At 60.3% G+C, this 22,103-nt stretch carries 17 protein-coding genes and 2 pseudogenes; 6 read left to right on the forward strand and 13 right to left on the reverse strand.

Annotated features, from left to right (window positions below; genetic code table 11):
- Nucleotides 1-57: 57 nt before the first annotated feature.
- Nucleotides 58-1,281: a lytic murein transglycosylase gene (locus FBZ99_RS05900; RefSeq protein ID WP_145631919.1), complete on the reverse strand. Its 1,224-nt coding sequence runs from the start codon at nt 1,279-1,281 to the stop codon at nt 58-60.
- 205 nt (nt 1,282-1,486) lie between these two features.
- Between FBZ99_RS05900 and galU the strand changes: the two genes are divergently transcribed.
- On the forward strand, nt 1,487-2,374 hold the full coding sequence (galU, locus tag FBZ99_RS05905) for a UTP--glucose-1-phosphate uridylyltransferase GalU (protein WP_095435793.1): 888 nt from the start codon (nt 1,487-1,489) through the stop codon (nt 2,372-2,374).
- Between the two features lie 92 nt (nt 2,375-2,466).
- Here the strand turns inward: galU and FBZ99_RS05910 are convergent, their stop codons facing one another.
- Nucleotides 2,467-3,984: an outer membrane beta-barrel protein gene (locus FBZ99_RS05910; protein WP_145631921.1), complete on the reverse strand. Its 1,518-nt coding sequence runs from the start codon at nt 3,982-3,984 to the stop codon at nt 2,467-2,469.
- Between the two features lie 197 nt (nt 3,985-4,181).
- Between FBZ99_RS05910 and FBZ99_RS05915 the strand changes: the two genes are divergently transcribed.
- Complete coding sequence (locus FBZ99_RS05915) at nt 4,182-5,177, forward strand: KpsF/GutQ family sugar-phosphate isomerase (RefSeq protein ID WP_145631923.1); 996 nt, start codon at nt 4,182-4,184, stop codon at nt 5,175-5,177.
- Here FBZ99_RS05915 and FBZ99_RS05920 read toward each other — a convergent pair whose 3' ends face one another.
- Both FBZ99_RS05920 and FBZ99_RS05925 read right to left on the reverse strand, forming a co-directional pair.
- On the reverse strand, nt 5,178-5,636 hold the full coding sequence (locus tag FBZ99_RS05920; RefSeq protein WP_113330415.1) for an NfeD family protein: 459 nt from the start codon (nt 5,634-5,636) through the stop codon (nt 5,178-5,180). It abuts the gene before it with no gap.
- A 1-nt stretch (nt 5,637) separates the two neighbouring features.
- Nucleotides 5,638-6,654, reverse strand: coding sequence for an SPFH domain-containing protein (locus FBZ99_RS05925; protein WP_145316072.1), 1,017 nt, complete (start codon nt 6,652-6,654; stop codon nt 5,638-5,640).
- 299 nt (nt 6,655-6,953) lie between these two features.
- Between FBZ99_RS05925 and FBZ99_RS05930 the strand changes: the two genes are divergently transcribed.
- Nucleotides 6,954-7,862 carry a S1C family serine protease gene (locus FBZ99_RS05930; RefSeq protein WP_145631925.1) on the forward strand — a complete coding sequence of 303 codons (909 nt, stop codon included), beginning with the start codon at nt 6,954-6,956 and terminating at the stop codon, nt 7,860-7,862.
- 34 nt (nt 7,863-7,896) lie between these two features.
- Here the strand turns inward: FBZ99_RS05930 and hemH are convergent, their stop codons facing one another.
- From hemH to FBZ99_RS05975, 9 genes are all read right to left on the reverse strand, one after another.
- Nucleotides 7,897-8,931, reverse strand: a complete 1,035-nt coding sequence (hemH, locus tag FBZ99_RS05935) for a ferrochelatase (RefSeq protein ID WP_113420222.1) — start codon at nt 8,929-8,931, stop codon at nt 7,897-7,899.
- Nucleotides 8,932-9,027: 96 nt separating this feature from the next.
- Nucleotides 9,028-11,127 (reverse strand): 5'-nucleotidase C-terminal domain-containing protein, encoded by a 2,100-nt coding sequence (locus FBZ99_RS05940; RefSeq protein ID WP_145631927.1) that lies wholly within the window; start codon nt 11,125-11,127, stop codon nt 9,028-9,030.
- Between the two features lie 148 nt (nt 11,128-11,275).
- Nucleotides 11,276-11,599, reverse strand: coding sequence for a hypothetical protein (locus FBZ99_RS05945; protein WP_145631930.1), 324 nt, complete (start codon nt 11,597-11,599; stop codon nt 11,276-11,278).
- Nucleotides 11,600-11,627: 28 nt separating this feature from the next.
- Nucleotides 11,628-12,017, reverse strand: a complete 390-nt coding sequence (locus FBZ99_RS05950; RefSeq protein WP_113355044.1) for a hypothetical protein — start codon at nt 12,015-12,017, stop codon at nt 11,628-11,630.
- Nucleotides 12,018-12,196: 179 nt separating this feature from the next.
- Complete coding sequence (locus FBZ99_RS05955; protein WP_113330409.1) at nt 12,197-13,648, reverse strand: homospermidine synthase; 1,452 nt, start codon at nt 13,646-13,648, stop codon at nt 12,197-12,199.
- A 242-nt stretch (nt 13,649-13,890) separates the two neighbouring features.
- The gene (locus FBZ99_RS05960) at nt 13,891-14,175 is read right to left on the reverse strand and encodes a YciI family protein (protein ID WP_145631932.1); all 285 of its coding nucleotides are present in this window, start codon (nt 14,173-14,175) and stop codon (nt 13,891-13,893) included.
- A 4-nt stretch (nt 14,176-14,179) separates the two neighbouring features.
- A complete protein-coding gene (locus tag FBZ99_RS05965) occupies nt 14,180-14,821 on the reverse strand; it encodes an aminotransferase class IV family protein (protein ID WP_145631934.1) in 642 nt (213 codons plus the stop codon).
- Nucleotides 14,806-15,966, reverse strand: coding sequence for an aminodeoxychorismate synthase component I (locus FBZ99_RS05970; RefSeq protein ID WP_145631936.1), 1,161 nt, complete (start codon nt 15,964-15,966; stop codon nt 14,806-14,808). Before FBZ99_RS05970 ends, FBZ99_RS05965 begins: the two co-directional genes overlap by 16 nt.
- Nucleotides 15,967-16,234: 268 nt before the next feature.
- Nucleotides 16,235-18,094 (reverse strand): M3 family oligoendopeptidase, encoded by a 1,860-nt coding sequence (locus FBZ99_RS05975; RefSeq protein WP_113355062.1) that lies wholly within the window; start codon nt 18,092-18,094, stop codon nt 16,235-16,237.
- A gap of 220 nt (nt 18,095-18,314) precedes the next feature.
- Between FBZ99_RS05975 and FBZ99_RS05980 the strand changes: the two are divergent.
- The 3 genes and pseudogenes from FBZ99_RS05980 to FBZ99_RS05985 form a co-directional block, all read left to right on the forward strand.
- Nucleotides 18,315-19,566: pseudogene (locus FBZ99_RS05980) on the forward strand (sigma-54-dependent transcriptional regulator); the annotation flags it as partial.
- Nucleotides 19,567-19,685: 119 nt separating this feature from the next.
- Nucleotides 19,686-19,895 (forward strand): annotated as a pseudogene (locus tag FBZ99_RS33865) (helix-turn-helix domain-containing protein); the annotation flags it as partial.
- 175 nt (nt 19,896-20,070) lie between these two features.
- On the forward strand, nt 20,071-22,023 hold the full coding sequence (locus tag FBZ99_RS05985) for a DUF882 domain-containing protein (RefSeq protein ID WP_145631938.1): 1,953 nt from the start codon (nt 20,071-20,073) through the stop codon (nt 22,021-22,023).
- The last annotated feature ends 80 nt before the right edge of the window (nt 22,024-22,103 follow it).

The following is a 22,103-nucleotide window of genomic DNA, read 5'->3' on the forward strand; positions in this document are numbered from 1 at the left end:
CGGGCCGCGAAATGACGAGTTCATCGTCCTGGCCATCCCGGATTCGCTGGAGGCGGCCTACTTGCGCAATGCTTTCAGCAGGCTCATCGATGGCTCGCCGTCCGCATCCATACCCATGCGCTGCTGGACAGCCGATATTGCGGCCTTCGAGCCCGAGCCGAAATTCCCGTCGACCACGCCGTCATAATAGCCGAGCTCCTTCAGACGCGTCTGCAGTTCGAATTTCTGCTTGACGTCGAGCGCGCCGCTCGGACGCGGCCAGGATTGCTGCATGCCGCCATATCCGGCGATCTGGTCCGCGAGCAGACCGACGGCCAATGCATAGCTGTCGGAGGCGTTGTAGCGCTTGATGGTGAAGAAGTTGCCGGTCATCAGGAAGCCGGGACCGTTCGGCCCGCCGGGCATCTTCAACTGCGCACGGTCGGAGGTCGTGCGGAAACCCTTGCCGTTGGGACGTACGAAACCGAGGGCCGCCCATTGCGCGATCGTATGGGTCTTGCCGGCCTGGGCGTTGCCACCGGGCGGCACGACCACCTCGTAACCCCACGTCCGGCCGGTATCCCAGCCATTCTTGGCGAGAAGATTGGCTGTTGTCGCCAGGGCGTCCGGAACGGAATTCCAGATATCGGCATGGCCGCTGCCATCGGCATCGACGGCATAGAGCAGATAGCTCGTCGGAATGAACTGCGTATGGCCCATGGCGCCGGCCCAGGAGCCGTTCAGGTCCTTGCGCGAGATATCGCCCTTCTGCAGGATTTTCAGGGCGGCGATGAGCTGCTTCTTGGCGTAGTTCGCCCGCTTCGGATCGGCATAGGCAAGGGTCGCCAGCGCGCGGGGGACATAATGCAGCCGATCGTTCTTGGCGAGAACCTCGCCGTAATTCGACTCCATCGACCAGATGGCCAGCATGATATTGCGATCGACGCCGAAATGTTGTTCGAGCGTGCGCAGTGTGGACCCGTACTTGACCGCCATCTTACGGCCAATATCGACCGTATAGGGATTGACACGGGAGTCGAGGTAATCCCAGATCTGGGACTTGAATTCCGGCTGGTATTGCGCCTTTTCAAGCACCGTGGGGTCCGGGTCGGTTACGCCGGCAAATGCATTGCGATAGGTGGATTGCGTAATGCCGCTCTTTGCGGCGGTGGCGTAGAAGCCCGCGATCCATTTCTGGAACCCAGGGTCAGCATTGGCGTTAACGGGAAGGAATCCCGCCAAGGCGCCGAGCGCGAGCGCCAGAGCGAGACCACGAAGGGAGTGTTTGCGGTTTACGGTCATCTACAGCCTTGTCCATCAATCGTTGGATTTCGGTGCGGCGATGCGCGTTGCATCGGCCCATGCGTGACGCTAAACGAACGAAGTCAACAAATTCTTTACCATGGAAGTTCGCGTCAGTCATTATTTGCAAAACAGTAGCAAATCTAATCTACTGACCTTTAGAATGGCTTTGTGCCAACTGATTTAATGCCCAGGAGGTATATGCGTGGGACAGCATAAGAAGGTTCGTAAGGCAGTATTTCCGGTCGCCGGACTAGGGACGCGGTTCTTGCCGGCGACCAAGGCGGTGCCGAAGGAAATGCTGACCGTCGTGGATAAGCCGGTGATCCAGTATGTCGTCGACGAGGCGATGGAAGCGGGCATCGAGCATTTCGTGTTCGTCACCGGCCGCAGCAAGCATGTTATCGAAGATTATTTCGATATTCAGTTCGAGCTTGAGCAGACGCTGCGCCAGCGTAACAAGAATGCCGAATTGTCACTGCTGAGCGGCCTGCTGCCGAAGGCCGGCACGGCAAGCTTCACACGCCAGCAGGAGCCGCTCGGTCTCGGCCACGCCGTCTGGTGCGCCCGCGAGATCGTCGGCGACGAGCCGTTTGCGCTGCTGCTGCCCGACATGGTCATGCGCGCCGAAAAGGGCTGCATGAAGGGCATGATCGAGCTTTATGAGCATAGCGGCGGCAATGTCATCGCCGTCGAGGAATGTGCGCCGGATCAGACCCATAAGTATGGTATCGTTGGCGTCGGCGAGACGATCGGCAGCGGCTTCCGCATCACGGAAATGGTCGAAAAGCCGGCCAAGGGCACGGCTCCGTCCAACTTCTTTATCAACGGTCGCTACATCCTGCAGCCGGAAATCTTCCGTATCCTCGAAAGCCAGGAGCGCGGCGCCGGCAACGAGATCCAGCTGACGGATGGTATGCTGAAGCTTGCTAAGACGCAGGATTTCGCCGGCTATCACTTCCAGGGCCAGACGTTCGACTGTGGCGCAAAGGACGGATTCATCCTTGCCAACGTCGCCTTCGCCTTGGCGCGTGACGACATCCGCCCGACCATTGAGGACGAGTTCAAGGCGCTGATCGCAGCCCTGAAATAGGGATCCGACCTTTTGAGAAAATCTTGAGGCCTGGCATATGCCGGGCCTCGATTCATTTGAGCTGGTAGTTTGGATCTAAGCGAAGGCGGTGCCTAGCGTTTTACCGTCAAACCGAGGCCGGCCTGGAACTGCCGAGTGCTGTCGCCCACATCCCGCGTTGTCAGCTGATAACCGACATTGCTGGTAAGATCGAGGTAACGGTTGATCCCCCAGGTTAGCCCGAACGCGGCGTCGTATTCGATTTCGTCGGCGGCGCTGCCATTGGAGGGGTAATTGCGCCACGTCGGGCCTCCCGTCAGCTTGGCGGTGAGATCGTCGCGCAGCTGATGGGTTATGGTGCTCGTGAGCTGATAAGCGGTGTAGCCGCTGAGGCCGGCCGTGGTCGACGGTTGTACGGTCGTCGAAAGGCCGACGCTGATATCGGTGCCGCGCTGCGGCGACCAGGCGAGGCTGCCGTCGATCGTCGGCGAGTCGACCGAGCCCAGGCGCGAATCGTCGAATTGTGTGTGCTGGTAGCCGAAGCCAAGCTCGCCCCTGAATTTTTCACCGAGGTCGAATTCGACACCGCCCTTGCCGCCATAGCTCTGGTTCGAGCGGGCATAACCGTTGCTGTCGCGCGTCTGATCGTAGACGGCGCGACCGAGAGTGACTTCGACGAAGGGAATGATGGCGGGCGAAAGCTCGTAGCCGATGCGGCCGCGCCAGGTTCCGGCCGTCTGATTGCGATCGCTGAGGGTGACCGTCGTCCCATCCGAAAGCACGGCGTCGGAATAGACGCTGCGTGTCAGCGCCACGGCCGTCGTGCCGCGCAGCAGGCCGAAATCGCGTTCCAGCGAGAGCCCGGCCGTGTACTGGTTGACGGCGGATTGCTTCGATGCGCCGGCGATCGCATTCGGATCGCTCGTGTCCTCACGGTAGAATTGATAGCCGGCGGTGACATGCGCAGTCGTGTCGGCGGGAAGATCCAGACGCAGGTCGGCATTGAGGTTGACGGTTGGCTTTTCCTCGCCGGTGCCGCTGATGTTCTTCTGCCAGACGCCCTCACCGGTGACGGTCAGGGCATGTCTGTCCCAGTCCGAAGTCAGGGTGCTGCGCAAGTCGGTCTGCAAAAAGCCGCGGTTATCCTTGGTGTCGCCGGTGCGATCCCGCTCGATGTTGATCGACTGGTTGATCGAAGGCTTCAGAGTGAAGGTGCCGAGCGGGATGCCCTGTGCATCTGCCCGATCCGGATACCGGCGGGCTCTCAGGTCATCAACGCTTGGTTCGCGCAGGTTCACGCGGCGCAGATCGTTATCCAGCGTCGAGCCGGTGGTTGTAGGGTCGATGCCGGTGAGGCGCAGCGGCGCGTTCAAGGGTGCGTCGCTGGAGGTCGACGCCTGGTTTGTTGGCGTGGCCGCCTGGTTGCCGGTGTTGGGTGCGGCATTTGGATCGGTCGGAGATGCCGTCGTCGACGCTGGCAAGGTATCGTCGGCGTTCTGGTCGGATGGCAAGGATTGCGCGTTGACCGGCAGCGGTGCGGCAAATGCGATGCCCCAGCCGAGCACGGCGGAGGTCGCCCATGCCGCCAGCCGGAAGGCACCATGACCCGCCTTGTCCTTGCCGATGCCCATGTTGTTTATATCTGACCCTGCTGGAAATGACCTAAATTCTTACCCAAGTGTAAAGCCGCGTGGTTAACGCTTGGTTGCCAAGTGATGGCGACAAGAAAGGGTTCGATAATATTTGTCGGGAAGGCGCTGCAGGCTGTCGTATCGCCATAAGTCGATCTTTGGTGGACAGATTTGCAGAAAAGCGTTAGGCCTCGCTCATGAATAAGAGAGCTGTAAGACTGATCGAGAACGGTGCGATCGAATCCGCGATGCGAACGATCGAGACCGAGAGACGGGGCATGGAGGCGCTGGAACGCGCGCTGACCAACGGCCTGGCCGAGCCTTTCAGCCGTGCGGTGGAGATCATCGGCGATATTTCCGGCCGTGTCGTGATCACCGGCGTCGGCAAGAGCGGCCATATCGGCAACAAGCTTGCCGCAAGCCTGGCATCCACCGGAACGCCGGCCTTCTTCGTGCATCCGGTCGAAGCCAATCACGGCGATCTCGGCATGATCACGCAGGATGATGTCATCATTGCCATCTCCTGGGGCGGCGAAAGCGCCGAGCTGCGAGGGATTATCAGCTATTCCCGGCGTTTTTCGATCCCGATGATCGCGATCACCGCCGGCGAGACTTCTACGCTTGCGCGTGAGTCGGACGTTGTGCTGCTGCTGCCAAAGGAGCAGGAGGCGTGCCCGCATGGGCTCGCGCCGACGACATCGACGCTGCTGCAGCTTGCCATCGGCGATGCGCTGACCGTCGCTCTTCTGGAAGCACGCGGCTTTACGGCCGAGGATTTCCGCACTTTTCATCCGGGCGGCAAACTCGGCGCCAGCCTCTCGCATGTGGCCGATATCATGCACAAGGGCGACCGTGTGCCGCTCGTCAGGCTCGGAACCGGCATGCCGGAGGCGGCGATGACGCTATCGAAGATGCGGTTCGGCTGCGTCGGCGTGGTCGATGATGACGGTTGCCTGTGCGGCATCGTCACCGATGGCGATATCGCCCGCAATCTCGGCACCAGCCTCGCGGAGAAGCTGGTGGATGAGGTGATGACCCCCAATCCGAAGACGGTGAAGGAAACGACGCTGGCGACGAGCGCCATGGCCGTGCTCAATCGTCACAATATTTCGGCTCTCCTGGTCATCGATGAAGCACGCCGGCCGATCGGTGTCGTGCATTTCCACGATCTGCTGCGGATCGGCGTTGCCTGATCAGACAGGCTCGACGGTGAGCTCGCGGCCGTTGCTGGCGACCACTTTGACGCGGGTGCCGACCGGCAAGTCCGGTCCGTTGACCGTCCAATAAGTGTCATTGAGGCGAATGCGCCCACGGCCTTCGGCTATCGGCTGGTCGAGCGTTGCCGTGCGCCCGACAAGGCTGGCACCGCGCTGGTTCAGGAACGGCTCGTCGGTCACCTGGTTGTTGTTATAGAGATAGCGGCGGCCGAGCAGGGTGACGATAACAGCCATGGCGGCGAAGACCAGCCCTTGAACCTGCCAGACCCAGAAGCTGCTTTCCCAAAACAGAAGCGACAAGGCGCCGACGATGATCGCGGCGAGCCCGATCCATACCAAGAAGAAGCCGGGCAAGACGAGTTCGGCGGCAAGCAGCGCCAGACCGGCGAGCCACCAGCTCCAGGGGCCGAGTTCGACGATGAGATTGTCGAACATCTCAGCTCTCCTTCGGTGGCAGCGGATTGATCGTTGGCGTTGTACGGACGGGGCCGGAGCGTGGCCGGGCCGGTTGCGTCGCGCCATTGCCATCGCCATTGTCGCCGAAGACTTCGCGCGCGATAGCGCCGATACCGCCAAGAGAGCCGATGATCGAGCTCGCCTCCATCGGCATGAGGACAATCTTCGAATTGCTGGCGGAGCCGATCGCGCTCAGGGCTTCGGTGTATTTCTGGGCAACGAAATAGTTGATCGCCTGCACGTTACCCTCGGCAATCGCTTCGGATACGACGCGGGTCGCCTTGGCTTCGGCCTCGGCCAGGCGCTCGCGCGCCTCGGCGTTGCGGAAGGCAGCCTCGCGCTGGCCTTCGGCTTGCAACACGGCTGCCTGCTTTGCACCCTCAGCGCGGAGGATCTGCGCGTTGCGCAGGCCTTCCGCCTCCAGGACCTGGGCGCGCTTTTCGCGTTCGGCCTTCATCTGTCGGCCCATGGCGTCAACCAGGTCTTTCGGCGGCTGGATGTCCTTGATTTCGACGCGTGTTACCTTGATGCCCCAGGGCTCTACCGCCTCATCGACCACGCGCAGCAGTCGTTCGTTGATGGCATCGCGATTGGACAGAAGCTCGTCCAGATCCATAGAACCCATGACGGAACGGATATTGGTCTTTGTGAGATTGAGGATCGCGGTTTCCAGATTGGTGATCTGATAGGCGGCCTGCGCCGCATTCAGCACCTGGAAGAAAGCGACTGCATCAGCGGATACGCTCGCATTGTCCTTGGTGATGACCTCCTGCGTCGGCACGGCCAGCACCTGCTCCATCACGTTCATCCGCACCCCGATTGTTTCGATGAAGGGCACGATCAGGTTGAGCCCCGGTTCCAGCGTGCGGATATAGCGGCCGAAGCGCTGAACTGTGTACCGATAGCCCTGCGGTACGGTCTTGATGCCCGCAAACAGCACCAGAATGACGAAGACCACCAAGGCAATCACAACGATGCTGAAACCACCCACTACCATCGAACTCCTCCATGGACGCGGCTGTCTGAGCAGGCTCGCGTCGCCTAAACCGCTACTGTTTGGCCTCGCTATGCTCGGTCGAGCTCACGAGGCGGCAGCTCAATCTTATGTGGTGGGTTAGCATGTTCTCAGCAAGTGAGGAATGGGGCTACAGCAGGCGTTTTGCTATGAGGTAGGTCAACCAATCACCGTCTGGGTCTTGCGTCCGGCGATTGATATTCATACTTTATATGGAGATTTCCGGCTCCGCTGCCACGCAGCTTTTCGGGCCAGCCTTAGCGCATTATCAGGGTGAAGCTATGAACTTAGATAGGACCTTGCGGTCGGTTGTGGCCGTGCACGCCTCAATTCCGGAAGATGCCTTTACGGCAGGAACCCTCGGCACACGCAGGGAAGGTAGCGGCGTCGTCATCCGCGGAAACGGCCTGGTATTGACGATCGGCTATCTCATCACCGAAGCCGACGAGGTCTGGCTCACGACCAATAGCGGCCGTGTCGTGCCCGGTCATGCGCTTGCCTACGATCAGGAAACGGGTTTTGGCCTCGTGCAGGCGCTCGGGCCTCTCGATGTGCCCGCCCTCGAATTCGGTGATACCGACAAGGCTGAGATCGGTGATGAAGTCGTCATCGCTGACGGGATCGGCCAGTTTGTCGAGGCGAAGATCGTCGCAAAGCAGGAATTCGCCGGCTATTGGGAATATCTGCTCGACGAGGCGATCTTCACGGCACCCGCCCATCCATCCTGGGGAGGTGCGGCTCTTATCGATGAGGACGGCAAGCTTCTCGGCATCGGCTCGCTGCATCTGCAGATGGCGACCCAGAACGGCGACAGCGCCGATATCAACATGATCGTGCCGATCAACCTTTTGATGCCGATCCTGGACGATCTGATCAAGCGCGGCCGCGTCAACAAGCCGCCGCGGCCTTGGCTCGGTGCCTTCTCGGCCGAAAGCAATGGCGAAGTCGTCGTCATGAGCGTCACCGAGGGTGGTCCGGCCGCCAAGGCTGGCTTGCGTCGCGGCGACGTCATTTCGGAAATCCGGGATGGCGAAGTCGATGGGCTCGCGGATTTCTACCGCAAGATCTGGGAGAGCGGTCCGGCTGGCTCCGAGATCCCCATGCGCGTATTGCGCGACGGCCGCGAGGCCTGGCTGCGCGTCAAATCCGCCGATCGCGGCAGCTTCCTCAAAAAGCCGCAGCTTCAGTAGGCACGTGTCGCCGGGATCAATCCCGGCGATCCGGTCAAACCCAGCCGAGCAACTCCCGCCGCACGACTTTTTCCAGCACGTTCATGCCGTCTTCGCTGTCGTTGAGACAGGGAATGTGGGTGAATTTGTCGCCGCCGTTGTGATGGAAGGATTCGGCGGCCTGTTCGGCGATCTCTTCCAGCGTCTCAAGGCAGTCGGAGACGAAGCCGGGATTGAGCACCGCGATACGCTTGGTGCCTGTCCTGGCAAGCTCTTCCACCGTCTTGTCCGTATAGGGCTGCAGCCATTCCTCAGGGCCGAAACGCGATTGGAACGTGACCATGAACTGATCTTCGGAAAGACCCAGTTTCTCGCGCAGCAGGCGACCGGTCTTCTGACAGAAGCAGTAATAGGGATCGCCCAGCTTGAAGTAGGACATGGGAATGCCGTGGAAGGAGGCGATGATCTTTTCAGGCTGCCAGTCCAGCGTCGCGAGGTGACGGGTGACGGAATTGGCAAGCGCCTCGATATAGGTCTCGTCGTCGTGATATTGCGGCACGGTGCGGATCGCCGGCTGCCAGCGCATCTTCTGCAGTTTCTCGAAGGCCTTGTCGTTGACGGTCGCCGTCGTTGCCGCCGCATATTGCGGATAGAGCGGAAAGAGCACGATGCGCTCGCAGCCATCGTCCTTCAGCGCCTGGATGCGATCGGCGATCGAGGGCTCGCCGTACCGCATGGCCCAGTCAACCTTGACGTTGGGCAGGTCGCGCAGCCGCTCGGCCATTAGGTCGGATTGGTTGCGCGTATAGGTGCGCAGATAGCTCTCGTTCTTATCCTTGTTCCAGATCGTCTCATAGGCCTTGCCGACCTTTTGCGGTCGGGTGTTAAGCACGATGCCGAACAGGATCGGATACCATTTCCAACGCGACCACTCGATGACGCGGCGGTCTGTCAGGAATTCGCGGAGGTAGCGGCGCATCGAGGAGTAGTCGGTGCCGTCGGGCGTTCCGAGATTGATGAGCAGCACGCCGACCTTGCCGTATTTCACGCTAGGGTGATCGGGCGGAAGCGTGGTCAGGGCTGCTGTCATCGATTGAATTCCTCTCAAGATATGAAGCACTTCACATAAGAACAAAAGCCGGTCCGGGAAAGCCCGGACCGGCTGGAGCAAGCGAGACAAATCGTCTTACTTGGCCGGAATCTTCAACTTTTCGCCAACCACCAGATGATGCGGCTTGATATTGCGATTGGCGGCCACGAGTTTGTGCCATTGTTTGGCATTGCCGTAATAAGTCTTGGCAAGATCCCAGAACGTGTCGCCGGCGACGACGATGTGGGTTGTCGGCGTCTTTGGCGGCTCGTTGACCTTGGCCTCCGGCGTTGCTGTTGCCGGAGCCGTGGTCGCGGGTGAAGACGCAGCCGGCGTTTCAGCCACTGGAGCTGAGGTGGCGGGTGTCGAGGCTGCCGGATCCGATTTTGCCGGGGCAGACGGCGTAGCCATCGGGTTTGCCGGCATGGTGGTGCTTGGCGTTGTCACCGTGGGAGGCGAGGAGGCCGGAGGGGTTATCGTGGACGACGCGCCACCGCTATCTCCAGCGGCCGCCGCCGGCTTCTGCTCCGGCGCTGTCTGCGTGGTATCGGCGGGCTTTGCGGGTTCCGGCTGTGCAGCCGGCGCTGCCGCGGCTATCTGGGTTATGCGGCCGTCCGTGTAAGGCTTGTACGGATTGTGTGCGCCAAGATAATCGGCGACCACCGATTCCAGATTGGGGCCGAAATCGTAGGCGTTCTTGCCGTCCTTTGCGAAGACGGCGTAGCCGTCGCCGCCGGCGCGCATGTAGTTGTTGCTGACGACGCCGTAGGTCTTTTCGGGATCGATCGGCTTGAACTCGGTGCCTTCCTGCACGTCGACGGAGACAAGACGGCTGCCCGGCGGCTTCGATTTATCGAAGCTGTATTTGAGGCCGGCGACCTGCGGGAAGCGGCCCGCCCCGTCATCGATCTGGCTAAGGCCGTTTTCGAGTGCCGCCTTCACGTCGGCTCCGGTCAGCTGGAAGGTTGCAACCGTGTTCTGGAAGGGCAGCACGGTCAGCACGTCGCCCATGCTGACATCGCCTGCGGCGATCGAGGCACGCAGGCCGCCGCCGTTCTGGATGGCGATGGAAATGCCCTGCGTCCTGGTGCGGTCAAGCATCGCATCGGCGACAAGATTGCCCATCGAGCATTCCCGAACGCGGCAGACTTCACGCGCGCCTTCGATCGGCCCCTGCGAATTACCGATGACCTTCTTGCGCAGTTCCTCGATCGGCTTTGCCATCTCCTGCACGCGTGACAGGATCGTCGGATCCGGCTTAATGGAGGAATCGAGCAGGATCGGATCGCCTTTGGCGTCCTTGACGGCGCCATTGTCATCGAAGGTGACGACGACGTCGCCGAGATATTTGCTGTAGGACGCGGCCTGTACAACGGGGACCTTATAGCCGGCCGGATTGTCGACCATGGTCGGATAGGGGCCGGCTGCCTTCGGGTCGGTATTCGACAGGAGCGTATGCGAGTGGCCGCCGACAACGACGCTGACGCCGGCGATCTTGGCGATCTTCTCGACATCACGGGGATAGCCAACATGGGTGAGCGCGATGATCTTGTTGACACCCTGCGATTTCAGCGCGTCGACTTCGGCGCTGATTGCGGCGGCATCGTCGGTGATCTTCACATGCGGGCCGGGGGAGGCGAGTTCAGGCGTTTCGGTGGTCACCGCACCGACGATGCCGATCTTCTGGCCGCCGATATCGAGCACGATCGACTTCTTGATGCGGTTGCCGAGCTTCGATTGGTCGTCGACTACCAGATTGGCGGTTACAACTGGGAACTGCGCCTTGTCGAGGAAGGCGGCCAACGGGCCTTCGCCATCGTCGAATTCGTGATTGCCGACCGTCATGGCGTCGATCTTCATGTCGTTGAGAAACTCGACTTCGGCCGCACCCTTGTAGGTCGTGTAGAACAGGGAGCCCTGGAAATTGTCGCCGGCATCAAGGACGACTACGTTCTGGCCGGCAAGGGCGGCACGCCGCTGGTCGATGGCGGCTTTCAGCCGTGCCGCACCACCGAAGCACTCGCTCTTGGCTTCTTCGGCTGCAGAGCAGGTGGCGTCGAATTTGTTGATCGATTCGACGCGCGAATGGAAATCGTTGAAGTGCAGGATGTTGAGCTGATAGTCCGCGAAGGCGGCGCTGGTACTCAGCGCCAGCAGCGTGGCCGCCAAAAGACCCACTCCGAAGGGCTGCTTCATCTGTCTCTCCTGTTGGTCATTGCAATCCGGCCCGCCAATGCCCCAAGGCGGTCCCCCACAGCGATGTTTTCATCCCGGCGGAGCGAGCGCAAGCAAAAGCTGTTGGCGTTATTAGGATTTTTACAAAGCGGCGAAATGCGCTGCCGGATCAGGCGCATGCCTCGACGGAGGCGAGCCCATAGGACTCCCGCAATGCCGCAGCGGCATTCCAGCCGACAGAGCAGAAGACGAGCACACAGCAGAGGGCGGTGACAAGATGAAGGCGTCGATTCCGCTTTCGATAGAGCAGAATAGCGCTGGCGCCGTAAATGAGCAAAGCCGGTACGGCGAAAAGGAGGACGCTCGCGGGGCCATCGCAATCAAGGGCGTCGATGCCCTGGGCTTGACAGCTATTTGCAGGGAGGACCGCCGCCAGAATGGCGACGGGCAATGCTGCGATCAGTACCAGATGGAGGATCAGCATTCCGCGCATGATGCCTTATCCGTCCATCGGGCCTTTATCAACCCTGGCGATTGAGCGAGAAGTGTCCGCCGGTTTCGGAGGTGCAGTTGAGCTGGCTGGGATTGGCCAGGAAGCAATTCACCTTCGACGAGGTGCGCTTGATGTTCGAATAGAGGTTGATCTGGATCATGCCCGACGGATCGGTCGTGTAGGTTCCAGAGGCCATCTGCTGGTTCGTGCCATCCGTCGTGTGCGTTTCGAACCGGCCGCCGTTAAAGGTCGAATTCAGGCCATTGGAATCGGCCCAGCTGCCTTCCACGGAATTCGTGCGCGGCTGGCCGCCGCCCGGATTCATCGCCATCGGCGGCGGTCTGGAGCCACCAAAATCCACGCAGGCAGATAAAGCTGCCGCAGCAGCGAGGAGGGCAAGAACGGTTCTCATCTTCATAAATTTCTCCCGCGAATAGAGGCGGTCTAAAGGCGTATCGGTTGCAAGGAAGATGGCGCGGCCATCGAGCTAAAGCAAGCCTTCACAGGCGATCTGCTTGATTTATCTGGCTTGCGTAACAAAAATGCCCGCACGACCTGTGCGGGCATTCGCTCTTGCATCAAGCTGACACTATACTCTTAGCGAACCAGAATGTTCCGGAACTGCCAGGGATCCTTGGTGTCGATGTCTTCCGGGAAGAGGCCTGGGCGACCATCGAGCGGGGTCCAGTCGGTATAGTGACCTTCGACCGGACCGAGATAGGGCAGCTGCACTTCGAGGCAGCGCTTGTAGTCGATCTCGTCGGCTTCGACGATGCCGGCCTTCGGATTCTCCAGCGCCCAGACCATGCCGGCGAGAACGGCTGAGGTCACCTGCAGACCGGTAGCATTTTGATAGGGAGCGATGCGGCGGGTCTCTTCGAGAGACAGGCGCGAGCCGTACCAGTAGGCGTTCTTGGCATGGCCGTAGAGCAGCACGCCGAGTTCGTCGATGCCGTCTTCCAGCTCGTCCTCGTCGAGAACGTGATGAACCGGCTGCGGCGTGCCGCCATTGCCGAACATTTCGTGCAGCGAAAGCACGGCGTCGTTGGCCGGATGATAGGCGTAGTGGCAGGTTGGACGGAAGGTGACCTCGCCGTCCTTGTCGCGCACGGTGAAATAGTCGGCGATCGAGATCGACTCGTTATGGGTCACCAGGAAGCCGTATTGCGGGCCGGGGGTCGGGCACCAGGTGCGCACACGGGTGTTGGCGCCCGGTTGCTCCAGATAGATGGCGGCCTTGCAGCCCTTCTTGTGCTTCTTGGCGTTCTTCGGCATCCAGTTTTCATGGGTGCCCCAGCCGAGTTCTGCCGGCTGCATGCCTTCGGAGATGAAGCCTTCGACCGACCAGGTGTTCCAGAAGACGTTGAGCGGCTTCGGATGCTTGGTGCGCTGTGTGTCGCGCTCGGCGATGTGAACGCCCTTGACACCGACCTTCTTCATCAGCTTGGCCCAGCCTTCGCGATCGTGCTGATCCGGCTCTTCGAACTTCAGGCCAATATCCTTGGCGAGGTTGACGAGCGCCTGCTTGACGAACCAGGAAACCATGCCCGGATTGGCGCCGCAGGTGGAAACAGCCGTCGTGCCGCCCGGGTTCTTTTCCTTCTCCTTGCGCATGGTTTCGCGCAGCGCATAGTTGGTGCGGTCTGCGTTCTTCAGGCCCTTGTCGAAGTAGAAGCCGAGCCAGGGCTCGACGACGGTGTCGATATAGAGCACGTCGAGCTTGCGGCACAGCTTGACCAGATCGAGCGAGCCGGTGTCGACCGAGAGGTTGACGCAGAAGCCCTGGCCGCCGCCTTCCGTGAGAAGCGGCTTCAGGAGATCCTTGTAATTGTCCTTGGTGACATGGGCCTGGATATGGCGGACGCCATGCTTTTCCAGGATCGCCAGGTGCTCGGCATCCATCTGCGGGTCGATGACGACCATCCGGCTCTTGTCGAATTTGAAATGGCGCTCGATCAGGGGCAGGGTGCCACGGCCAATAGAGCCAAAGCCGATCATTACGATCGGACCGGTAATTTCGGCATATACCGGATAGTTTTGTTTCGTCATTCTTTTCTCCTTCGAAAGGCAGGGCGCCGTTCGGTTCACGAAATTCAATCAGAGTTGCGCAAAAACGCGAGGTGAGCGGCTCTAATCATAATTTGATGTCACAATAAAGAGCTGTTGAGGGTTAGCCGGGCAAAGTCAAGTCGAGGCCAACATACACGCCATATGCGACGAGTTTGTTGCCCTCAAGGTTGGTTTTTGCTGACATAAACGGAATGCTGCGGAAGGCAAGCACCTTCCGCCGCTTAGGCCTTCAGGCTTTCCAATCCGTCGACGACGGTGGTGAGGGCGATTTCCTGGACTTCATAAGCGGCGACGCCCTGGATCGTGAAGGGGTCTGCGGCGACATAGGCCTCCAGTTCCGCTCGCTCGCCGCGGGCGAAGATGACGCCGCCTGTGCGCGGCACCTTGCGGCCGGAAGCGAGGAACCAGCCCCTAGCATAGCCTTCCTTCACCCAGGCCATGTGCGGCTCCATGTGCTTATCGGCTTCGTCATTGCCCTTGAGATAGGTAAGCGACAGAATGAACATTCAATCAATTCCATAGGAGTTGCGCGCGGATCAGGCCGCGCAGGGAGTTTCCGACATAAAGGGGGCGATCTTTCAGGTCCTCGAGGCGGATGCGGCCGACACGGGCCTTGCGCTGGCAGATGAGTTCGGTGCGCAGGACGCCTGCAAGTAGACCGGATGATATGGGAGGAGTGCGGAGCAGGTCCGCGCTATCCTCGAGGAAGACAGAGGTGATCGTCCCCTCGCAAACCTCATCCTTCTCATTGAGCAGCAGCACTTCGTCTGCCTCGTCTGGCCGGTATTCCGCGCGGGCTGCTTCATAGATGCCTCGTCGCGTGGTTTTGAAACGCAGCAGCTTATCGGAGCAATCGAGCCGGGTCGCAGCGACGCGCAAGCGCCAGACGGTGTCAGGCAAAAGCGGGACGAAGGGAGCGGTCGTCACCTCCGTTTTGCCTTCGCGGTCCAGTGTCAGCCGAACCCTCAAAGGCGCAGCAGTACCGGCAACCGCCTGTTCCAGTTTTCCGAGCACGTTCTTTGGAGCTGAAAAGCCGAGGCGGCGGGCGGATCGTTGTAGGCGGGCAAGATGCAGGCGCAGGCGAACGAAGCCGGTTTCCGGCTCGTAGCGCAGTGTCTCGATCAGGGAAAAGTCCTCTACCGGTCGATCCATCGGTCCCCCACGGCGAAGCGCGCCTTAAGGAGGCATTCTTCATATTCCGCTTCCGCCGTCGAATCGAAGACGATGCCTCCGCCGACATTGAACACCGCGCGACCGTCTTCGAAAAGCGTGATCGTGCGGATCGCCACGGAAAAACGCATGGCGCCGCCAGGCGAAATCATGCCGATCGCGCCGCAATAGGCGTCGCGCGGGCCGTCTTCCAATTCATGCAGGATTTCCATCGCCCGCATTTTCGGCGCACCGGTGATCGAGCCGCAGGGGAAGAGTGCTGCAAGGATATCGCGGATCGATATGCCTGGCAGCAGCTTGGCCTGCACATGGCTGACCATCTGGTGCAGGGTCGGGTAGGTCTCGATCTCGAAGAGTTTCGGCACATCCAGCGTGCCGACCTCAGTGATGCGGGAGATATCGTTGCGAAGCAAGTCGACGATCATACGGTTTTCGGCCTGCGTCTTCTCGTCGGCGAGCATGGCGGCGATGATGCGCTCGTCCTCGGCGGCATTTGCGCCGCGCCTGGCCGTGCCCTTCATCGGATGCGTCTCGATCCAACCGTGCTCGTCCGTGCGGAAGAAAAGCTCCGGCGAGCGCGACAGGATGATCGGGCCGCCGAGATCGACCAACGCGCCGTATTTCACCGGCTGCCGTTCGATCAGAGACCAGAAGGCGGCGCGGGGATCGCCGTTCCATCGCGTATGGATCGGCATGGTCAGGTTTGCCTGATAGCAGTCGCCAAGGCGCAGATGCTGGTGCAGCCTGTCAAAGCGCTCCTTATATATCTCGAAACTCCAAGCGGCCTTCGGCTCCGTGAGAAACTCTCGGTTTTCCAGGCGCTGTACCGGCTGGCCCAGCAGATGGCCATCAGCGGCAGGAGCATCGAAAACGCCGAAGCAGAGCAGGGGCGTTTCCCTGTTCTCCTCGGCGAAAGGTGCGAGTTTTTCCTCGAAGAGATGGCCGGCCTCATAGGCCATGTAGCCGGCAAGCCATTGTCCCTGCCGCTTGGCTTTTTCCATCCGATCGAGGGCATCGAAAAATTGCGCACGCGTATGAGCGACAATGATCTCGGCCGGCTCGGCGAAGATCATCATCTCTCCTGTGCTGTCGTCCCTGAAAAGGACGTAGGGTACGGCATCGGCCATGCGCGGGTGTCTATCGGGTCGTTGTGGTGTCATTTGTCAGGCACGTCCATCATTGCCGCGACTTCCGTGCCTGGCCCCTCACCCCAACCCTCTCCCCGCCAATGCGGGGAGAGGGAGTTACCGCAGCCGCTACAGCGTCTTTGGCGAAGAACGATGCGGTGAATACAGAACCAGTTCCCTCTCCCCGCAAGCGGGGAGAGGGCTAGGGTGAGGGGCCATGCACAGAGCTGCAGCAAAGGCGGACGTGCCTGTCCTGCTTCTCTTCAGCTCAGTTCTTATCTAACGCTTCCAGCTCGTCGATCAGCCCTTCGATCATCGACAGGCCCTTGCTCCAGAACGACGGATCGGTCGCGTCGAGGCCGAAAGGCTTCAGGAGTTCGGAATGATGCTTGGTGCCGCCGGCCTTCAGGAGCTCGAAATATTTCTCCTGGAAGCCTTTTTCTGCGCTTTGGTAGACGGCATAGAGCGAGTTCACCAGGCAATCGCCGAAGGCATAGGCATAGACGTAAAAGGGCGAGTGGATGAAGTGGGGGATATAGGCCCAGTAGGTCTCGTAGCCCTCGGAAATCTTGATCGCGGGACCTAGGCTCTCCTCCTGTACCGAGAGCCACAGCTCGCCGATGGTGTCCGATGTCAGCTCGCCATTCTTGCGGGCGGTATGAACCTTGCGCTCGAATTCATAGAAGGCGATCTGGCGCACGACCGTGTTGATCATGTCCTCGACCTTCTGCGCGAGCATCGCCTTGCGTTCGCGCTTGTCGGTGGTCTTGTCGAGCAGCGCGCGGAAGGTCAGCATCTCGCCGAAAACGGAGGCTGTCTCCGCTAGAGTCAAAGGCGTCTGGCACATCAGTGCGCCCTGGCCTCCGGCCAGCACCTGATGCACGCCATGGCCGAGCTCATGCGCCAGCGTCATGACATCGCGCGGCTTGCCCATATAATTGACCAGTACGTAAGGATGAGCCGACGGTACAGTCGGATGGGCGAAGGCGCCCGGCGCCTTGCCGGGGCGCACCGGCGCATCGATCCATTCCTCGTCAAAGAAGCGCTTGGCGATATCAGCCATTTCGGGGGCGAAATTACCATAAGCCGATAGAACCGTATCCTTCGCATCGGCCCAGGGGATCAGCGCGTTGGGCGTTTCCGGCAGCGGCGCATTGCGGTCCCAGAAGTTCATCTGGTCCATGCCGAGCCACTTGGCCTTCATCTTGTAATAGCGATGCGAAAGCCGCGGATAGGCCTCTCGCACGGCGGCCGCCAGCGCATCCACTACCTCGCGCTCGACGCGGTTGGCGAGATGCCTGCTGTCGGCAATATCCTCGAAGCCCCGCCAGCGGTCGGCGATTTCCTTGTCCTTGGCGAGCGTATTGGTAATCAGCGTGAAGGTGCGCAGATTGGCCTTGAAGGTTTCGGCAAGCGCCATGGCGGCCTTGCGGCGCACTTCCGGGTCCTGCTCCTGCAGCATGTTCAAGGCGACTTCCAGCGGCTGCTTCTCGCCGTCGATCTCGAAGCGCAGCTCAGCCATCGTCTCGTCGAACAAGCGGTTGAATGCGGCGGCGCTCGTCATGGATTTTTCCAGGAACAGCTGCTCCAGCCTGTCGTCGAGCTGATGCGGCTTGTCCTTGCGCAGGTCGACGATCCAGGGACGATAATGGCCGGCGGCGGGGTCGTTCGCCATGCAGGCGTCCATCACCGTATCGTCGATGCGGTTCAGCTCCAGCGGGAAGAACAAAAGGTGAGAGGAATAGTCCGTGAGCTTTGCCTGGACGTCGCCATAGAGCTTGCCGTTGTTCGGATCGATGGTATTGGAGAAGTAGGTGAGCCCGGCGAACGAGCCGAGACGGCCCATGATATCGTCAAGCGCTTCATACTCCTTGATGGCTGCGCCGATGCCGGCGTCGCCTGTCTTGGCGGCGGCATCGGTAAGCTTCCCCTTCCACTTTTCCTCGAAGGCAATGGCCATCTTGCCGGCCTTTTCCAGATCTCCGACGAACTCGGGGGACGTGGAGGAAGGATAGAGATCGCTTAGCTTCCAGGCTGGCAGGTCTCCAAGTGCCTGGCCGGCTGCCGGGCTTGCCGAGAATTTAATGGCCGAGAAATTAATGAGGGGGTGGAGCGAGGTCGGGCTCATGGGCGAAATTTCCTCTGCTTTTATTTTTCGGATCGTCCGATCCGTATGGTGTCTATTCGGCTGGAAAGCCCGCTGCAAGGCCTGATTTTCCTGCACCGAAGGTTGAATCATAAGCGCTTTTACATTCGTCATAATGATTAAAATGCGATGCTTTGGCAAAACTTCATGTTCAAGCCTTTCTGCGATCTTCGCCTCAGGTTTCGCATGAAGTGAGGCACCAATGACCGTTTACAATAGCGCCAAGGGGGGCGCGCAGATTCTCGTTGTTGAGGATGATCCGATTCAACGCCGTCTGCTCAAGAATGCCATCGAGCGGCACGGACACGTTGCCCATTTGGCAGAAAATGGCCGTCTCGGCCTTGAGTTCCTGAAGCGTGGCAACGATCAGATCAACGTGATCGTGCTCGATCTCATGATGCCGGAAATGAACGGCATCGAGTTCCTGGGCGCGCTGAACGATATGGGCATCGACCTGCCCGTCATCGTGCAGACGGGGCAGGGCGGCATCGATACCGTGGTGCAGGCAATGCGCGCCGGCGCCTTCGATTTCGTCGTCAAGCCGGTATCGCCGGAGCGTATCGCGGCATCGATCGCCAATGCTTTGAAGCTCGACCAGCGCGAGGCGAAGGCCCGCGCCGGGCGCAAGTCGCGCTCGAGCAGCATCACCTTCGACGACATCGTCTCGGCAAGCCCGGCGATGATGCGGGTGATCGATCTCGCCCATCGCGCGGCGCAATCGAACATTCCAGTCGTGCTGGAAGGCGAATCCGGTGTTGGCAAGGAACTGGTGGCCCGTGCCATCCAGGCCGCCAGCGACCGCGCCGGCAAGCCATTCGTGACCGTCAACTGTGGTGCGATCCCGCACAATCTCGTCGAAAGCATCCTGTTCGGACATGAGAAGGGTGCGTTCACGGGTGCAACCGAGCGCCATGTCGGCAAATTCATGGAAGCCGATGGCGGCACGTTGTTCCTCGACGAAATCGGCGACCTGCCGCTGGAGGTCCAGGTCAAGCTTTTGCGCGCCGTGCAGCAGGGCGAAATCGAGACCGTCGGCGCGCGCGTCGCGCAGAAGGTCAATGTCCGGCTGATTTCGGCGACCAACAAGGATCTGATCGAAGAGGTCAAGGCTGGGCGCTTCCGCGAGGATCTCTATTATCGCTTGAACGTCTTTCCGATCACCATGCCGGCACTGCGTCGCCGCAAGGAAGACATCCCGCATCTTGCACGCGCTTTTGCCGACCGGTTTGCGCTGGAGCAGAAGCTCGATCATCCGCTCGGGATCAGCAACGACGCGCTTGCACTGCTGACCGCCTATGACTGGCCGGGCAATATCCGCCAGCTCGAAAACGCTGTTTTCCGCGCGGTCGTCCTGTCCGAGGGACCAGAGCTGCTCGACACGGATTTTCCGCAGATCGCCGCACAGCTGCCCGGCTATTTCGCTGCTGAGCATCCAACCTTGGTTGTGGATAATTCGCATGCCTCTTCGGCCGAGCTTCTGGCGGCTGAACGAAGCGAACGGGTCCCTTACGGGGTTTCGCACGGATCGGCTGCAACCACTCCGCTTGCCTCAGCCGATGCGTCGGTCGGTACTTCCGACAATATCATCGTCAGCACAAATACCTCGGGGGATGTCAGGAAACTAGCGGATGTCGAGGAAGAATTGATCCGATTTGCCCTCAAATTCTATCGTGGGCAGATGAGTCAAGTCGCGAGAAAGCTCGGCATCGGCCGCTCAACTCTCTACCGGAAGTTGAAAGATTACGGCATAGACCCGGATGACCCGCAAAAAAACGCGGCATGAAGTAAAGCTTAACGTTTAGGCAAGCATATTTTGTTACCCGTCGTAAAGCACTTGTTAGTGCATCGTTCACCATGTATGAAGGGGGCGACCATGTGTGGCATTTTTGCCATCGTGTCACCGCAATTGACAGCCATTTGGAACACGATGCGACATTGTCTGTCGGACGGGGATCGAATTGCCGAATTTGAGTGCAAATACCAAGCCTAATAGCTTGAGCTGGCATTCTGCGTGCTCTAACCTATTTAGCAAGGTGGCCAAGGTTGTAGCCGTTGGCCTCCTTGCTTTGTCCGTTTCTACCCCTGTTTTCGTCGGCACTCCCTCTCAGGCAGGCGGTGAAACCCGCAGCCTCAAGATTTACTATGTCCATACCGGCGAGAAGGCCGTCATCACCTACAAGCGCAACGGCAAGTTCGATCCGGACGGCCTGGAGAAGCTGAATCGCATTCTGCGCGACTGGCGCAAGAATCAGCCGACCAAGATGAACCCGCGACTGTTCGACCTGATCTGGGAAGTCTACCGCGAAAGCGGTTCACACGAATTCATCTATGTGATCTGCGGTTTCCGTTCGCCGGGCACCAACGAGATGCTGCGCACGCGCTCCGCCCATACCGGCGTTGCCAAGAAGAGCCAGCACATGCTCGGCAACGCGATGGATTTCTATATTCCTGACGTCAAGCTCACCAAGCTGCGCGAAATCGGCATGAAGCTGCAGGTGGGCGGCGTCGGCTACTATCCGACCTCCGGCTCGCCCTTTGTGCATATGGATGTCGGCGGCGTGCGCGCATGGCCGCGCATGGATCGCCAGGATCTCGTCCGCCTCTTCCCGGATGGCAAGACGATGCATATTCCGGCGGACGGCCGGCCGTTGCCGGGCTACCAGCAGGCAGTCGCCGATTACAAGCGCCGTATGTCGTCCGACGATATCCAGATCGCCAGCTCCTCTTCGCCGCGTCGCGGCTTCTTTGCCCGCCTGTTCGGTGGTGGCGGTGCCGATGAGGAAGAGGATAATGCAGATAGCGGAACGACGGCGGCACCGGTGGCTGTCGCCTCAGCTGCCCGCAAGGGCCAGCCGGCTCCGGCTGCCAGTGATGATGGTGACGAGGGCGCCGCTCCGGCTCCGGCCCAGGTTCAAGTTGCCAGCGTAAACGCGCCCGTTCCGCAGGTTCGCCCGGCATTCGGCAATCAGCCTGCCGGCAGCGACGTGGCTTCCGCTCTCGTCTCACCGTCGCGTAACGCGGCGCAGGATGCTCTTGCCGCCGCCATGCCGGATACGGGCGACCAGCCGCAATATGCCGACCTTCGCTCCTATCATGTGCCCGTGCCGTCCCTGCTTGACCGTCGTTCACCCGGGGATGCCGAAGTGGCATCGGCCGAGGCTGACATGAAAGGCCAGCTGGCTGCCGTTCCGGTGCCGGCGCAGCGTCCGGAATTGGCCGAAAGCCTGCTGGCATCAGCCGATGCCGATCAGGAGGCCGCCGACGACCAAGCTGACGCAAGTGCACTTTCGCCTTCGGTCATTGCGGCTCTCGAGCAAAGCCGTCCTGATCGATCGGACGCCAACAATGCGGTTGCGGTGATGCAGCCGTCGAACAACGTCGCGTCCAAGGATCAACTGGCGCCCGCCGGCAACGGCATGGCTGCCGGTAACGATGCGGCGCAGGCAATTGCCGCCGTCCTGCCGCAGCAGAGACCGGCACAGCAAATGCCGATGCAGGTGGCCGCGCTTGCACCGGTCCGCAACGAGGTGAAGGCCAGCAGCCGTCGCTTCAACGCCGGGTTCGAGCCGACTACGCCACAGGAACGTCCGATTGCCGCCGGTATCGCGACCAAGGGCGGCCGGCCGAACAAGCAGGACGCCGTGGTGGCCGATTCGGGCCGCGCAACGGTGACGACTGCGCCGACGCTGACGGAGAAGATGATCTCGCAGTGGGCGATCGCAAAGGCCCGGGTCGAGATTGTAAACCGCCCGGTCAAGGCGCCGCGCTTCGTGAGCCCGACGCTCCGTGCCCAACCGACTGCCGTTTACACGGATGGTTTCAAGGTACAGACGGCTTCGATCGATCCCGAACGCTTCAGCGGAAGCGCGGTGAATTTCCTTCAGGTGAAGAAGTTCAATTCGGTCGAATAGGCAGCATCCACTTCAGCGTGATTTCAAGGAGCCCGTTTGGGCTCCTTTCTGATTCGGCAGGGTGCTATCCATTTATGATC

It is taken from the genome of Rhizobium sp. ERR 1071 (assembly GCF_007828675.1).
GTDB classification, from domain to species: Bacteria; Pseudomonadota; Alphaproteobacteria; order Rhizobiales; family Rhizobiaceae; genus Rhizobium; species Rhizobium dioscoreae.

Excerpts from the sequence above, each read along its gene's own strand:
- FBZ99_RS05955 (WP_113330409.1), bottom strand. The coding sequence starts at position 13,648 with ATGACGAAACAAAACTATCCGGTATATGCCGAAATTACCGGTCCGATC.
- FBZ99_RS05925 (WP_145316072.1), bottom strand. The coding sequence starts at position 6,654 with ATGGTAGTGGGTGGTTTCAGCATCGTTGTGATTGCCTTGGTGGTCTTC.
- FBZ99_RS05970 (WP_145631936.1), bottom strand. The coding sequence starts at position 15,966 with ATGGCCGATGCCGTACCCTACGTCCTTTTCAGGGACGACAGCACAGGA.
- FBZ99_RS05950 (WP_113355044.1), bottom strand. The coding sequence starts at position 12,017 with ATGAAGATGAGAACCGTTCTTGCCCTCCTCGCTGCTGCGGCAGCTTTA.
- FBZ99_RS05945 (WP_145631930.1), bottom strand. The coding sequence starts at position 11,599 with ATGCGCGGAATGCTGATCCTCCATCTGGTACTGATCGCAGCATTGCCC.
- FBZ99_RS05900 (WP_145631919.1), bottom strand. The coding sequence starts at position 1,281 with ATGACCGTAAACCGCAAACACTCCCTTCGTGGTCTCGCTCTGGCGCTC.
- FBZ99_RS05920 (WP_113330415.1), bottom strand. The coding sequence starts at position 5,636 with ATGTTCGACAATCTCATCGTCGAACTCGGCCCCTGGAGCTGGTGGCTC.
- FBZ99_RS05915 (WP_145631923.1), top strand. The coding sequence starts at position 4,182 with ATGAATAAGAGAGCTGTAAGACTGATCGAGAACGGTGCGATCGAATCC.
- FBZ99_RS05940 (WP_145631927.1), bottom strand. The coding sequence starts at position 11,127 with ATGAAGCAGCCCTTCGGAGTGGGTCTTTTGGCGGCCACGCTGCTGGCG.
- hemH (WP_113420222.1), bottom strand. The coding sequence starts at position 8,931 with ATGACAGCAGCCCTGACCACGCTTCCGCCCGATCACCCTAGCGTGAAA.
- FBZ99_RS05975 (WP_113355062.1), bottom strand. The coding sequence starts at position 18,094 with ATGAGCCCGACCTCGCTCCACCCCCTCATTAATTTCTCGGCCATTAAA.
- FBZ99_RS05930 (WP_145631925.1), top strand. The coding sequence starts at position 6,954 with ATGAACTTAGATAGGACCTTGCGGTCGGTTGTGGCCGTGCACGCCTCA.
- FBZ99_RS05910 (WP_145631921.1), bottom strand. The coding sequence starts at position 3,984 with ATGGGCATCGGCAAGGACAAGGCGGGTCATGGTGCCTTCCGGCTGGCG.
- FBZ99_RS05965 (WP_145631934.1), bottom strand. The coding sequence starts at position 14,821 with ATGGATCGACCGGTAGAGGACTTTTCCCTGATCGAGACACTGCGCTAC.
- FBZ99_RS05960 (WP_145631932.1), bottom strand. The coding sequence starts at position 14,175 with ATGTTCATTCTGTCGCTTACCTATCTCAAGGGCAATGACGAAGCCGAT.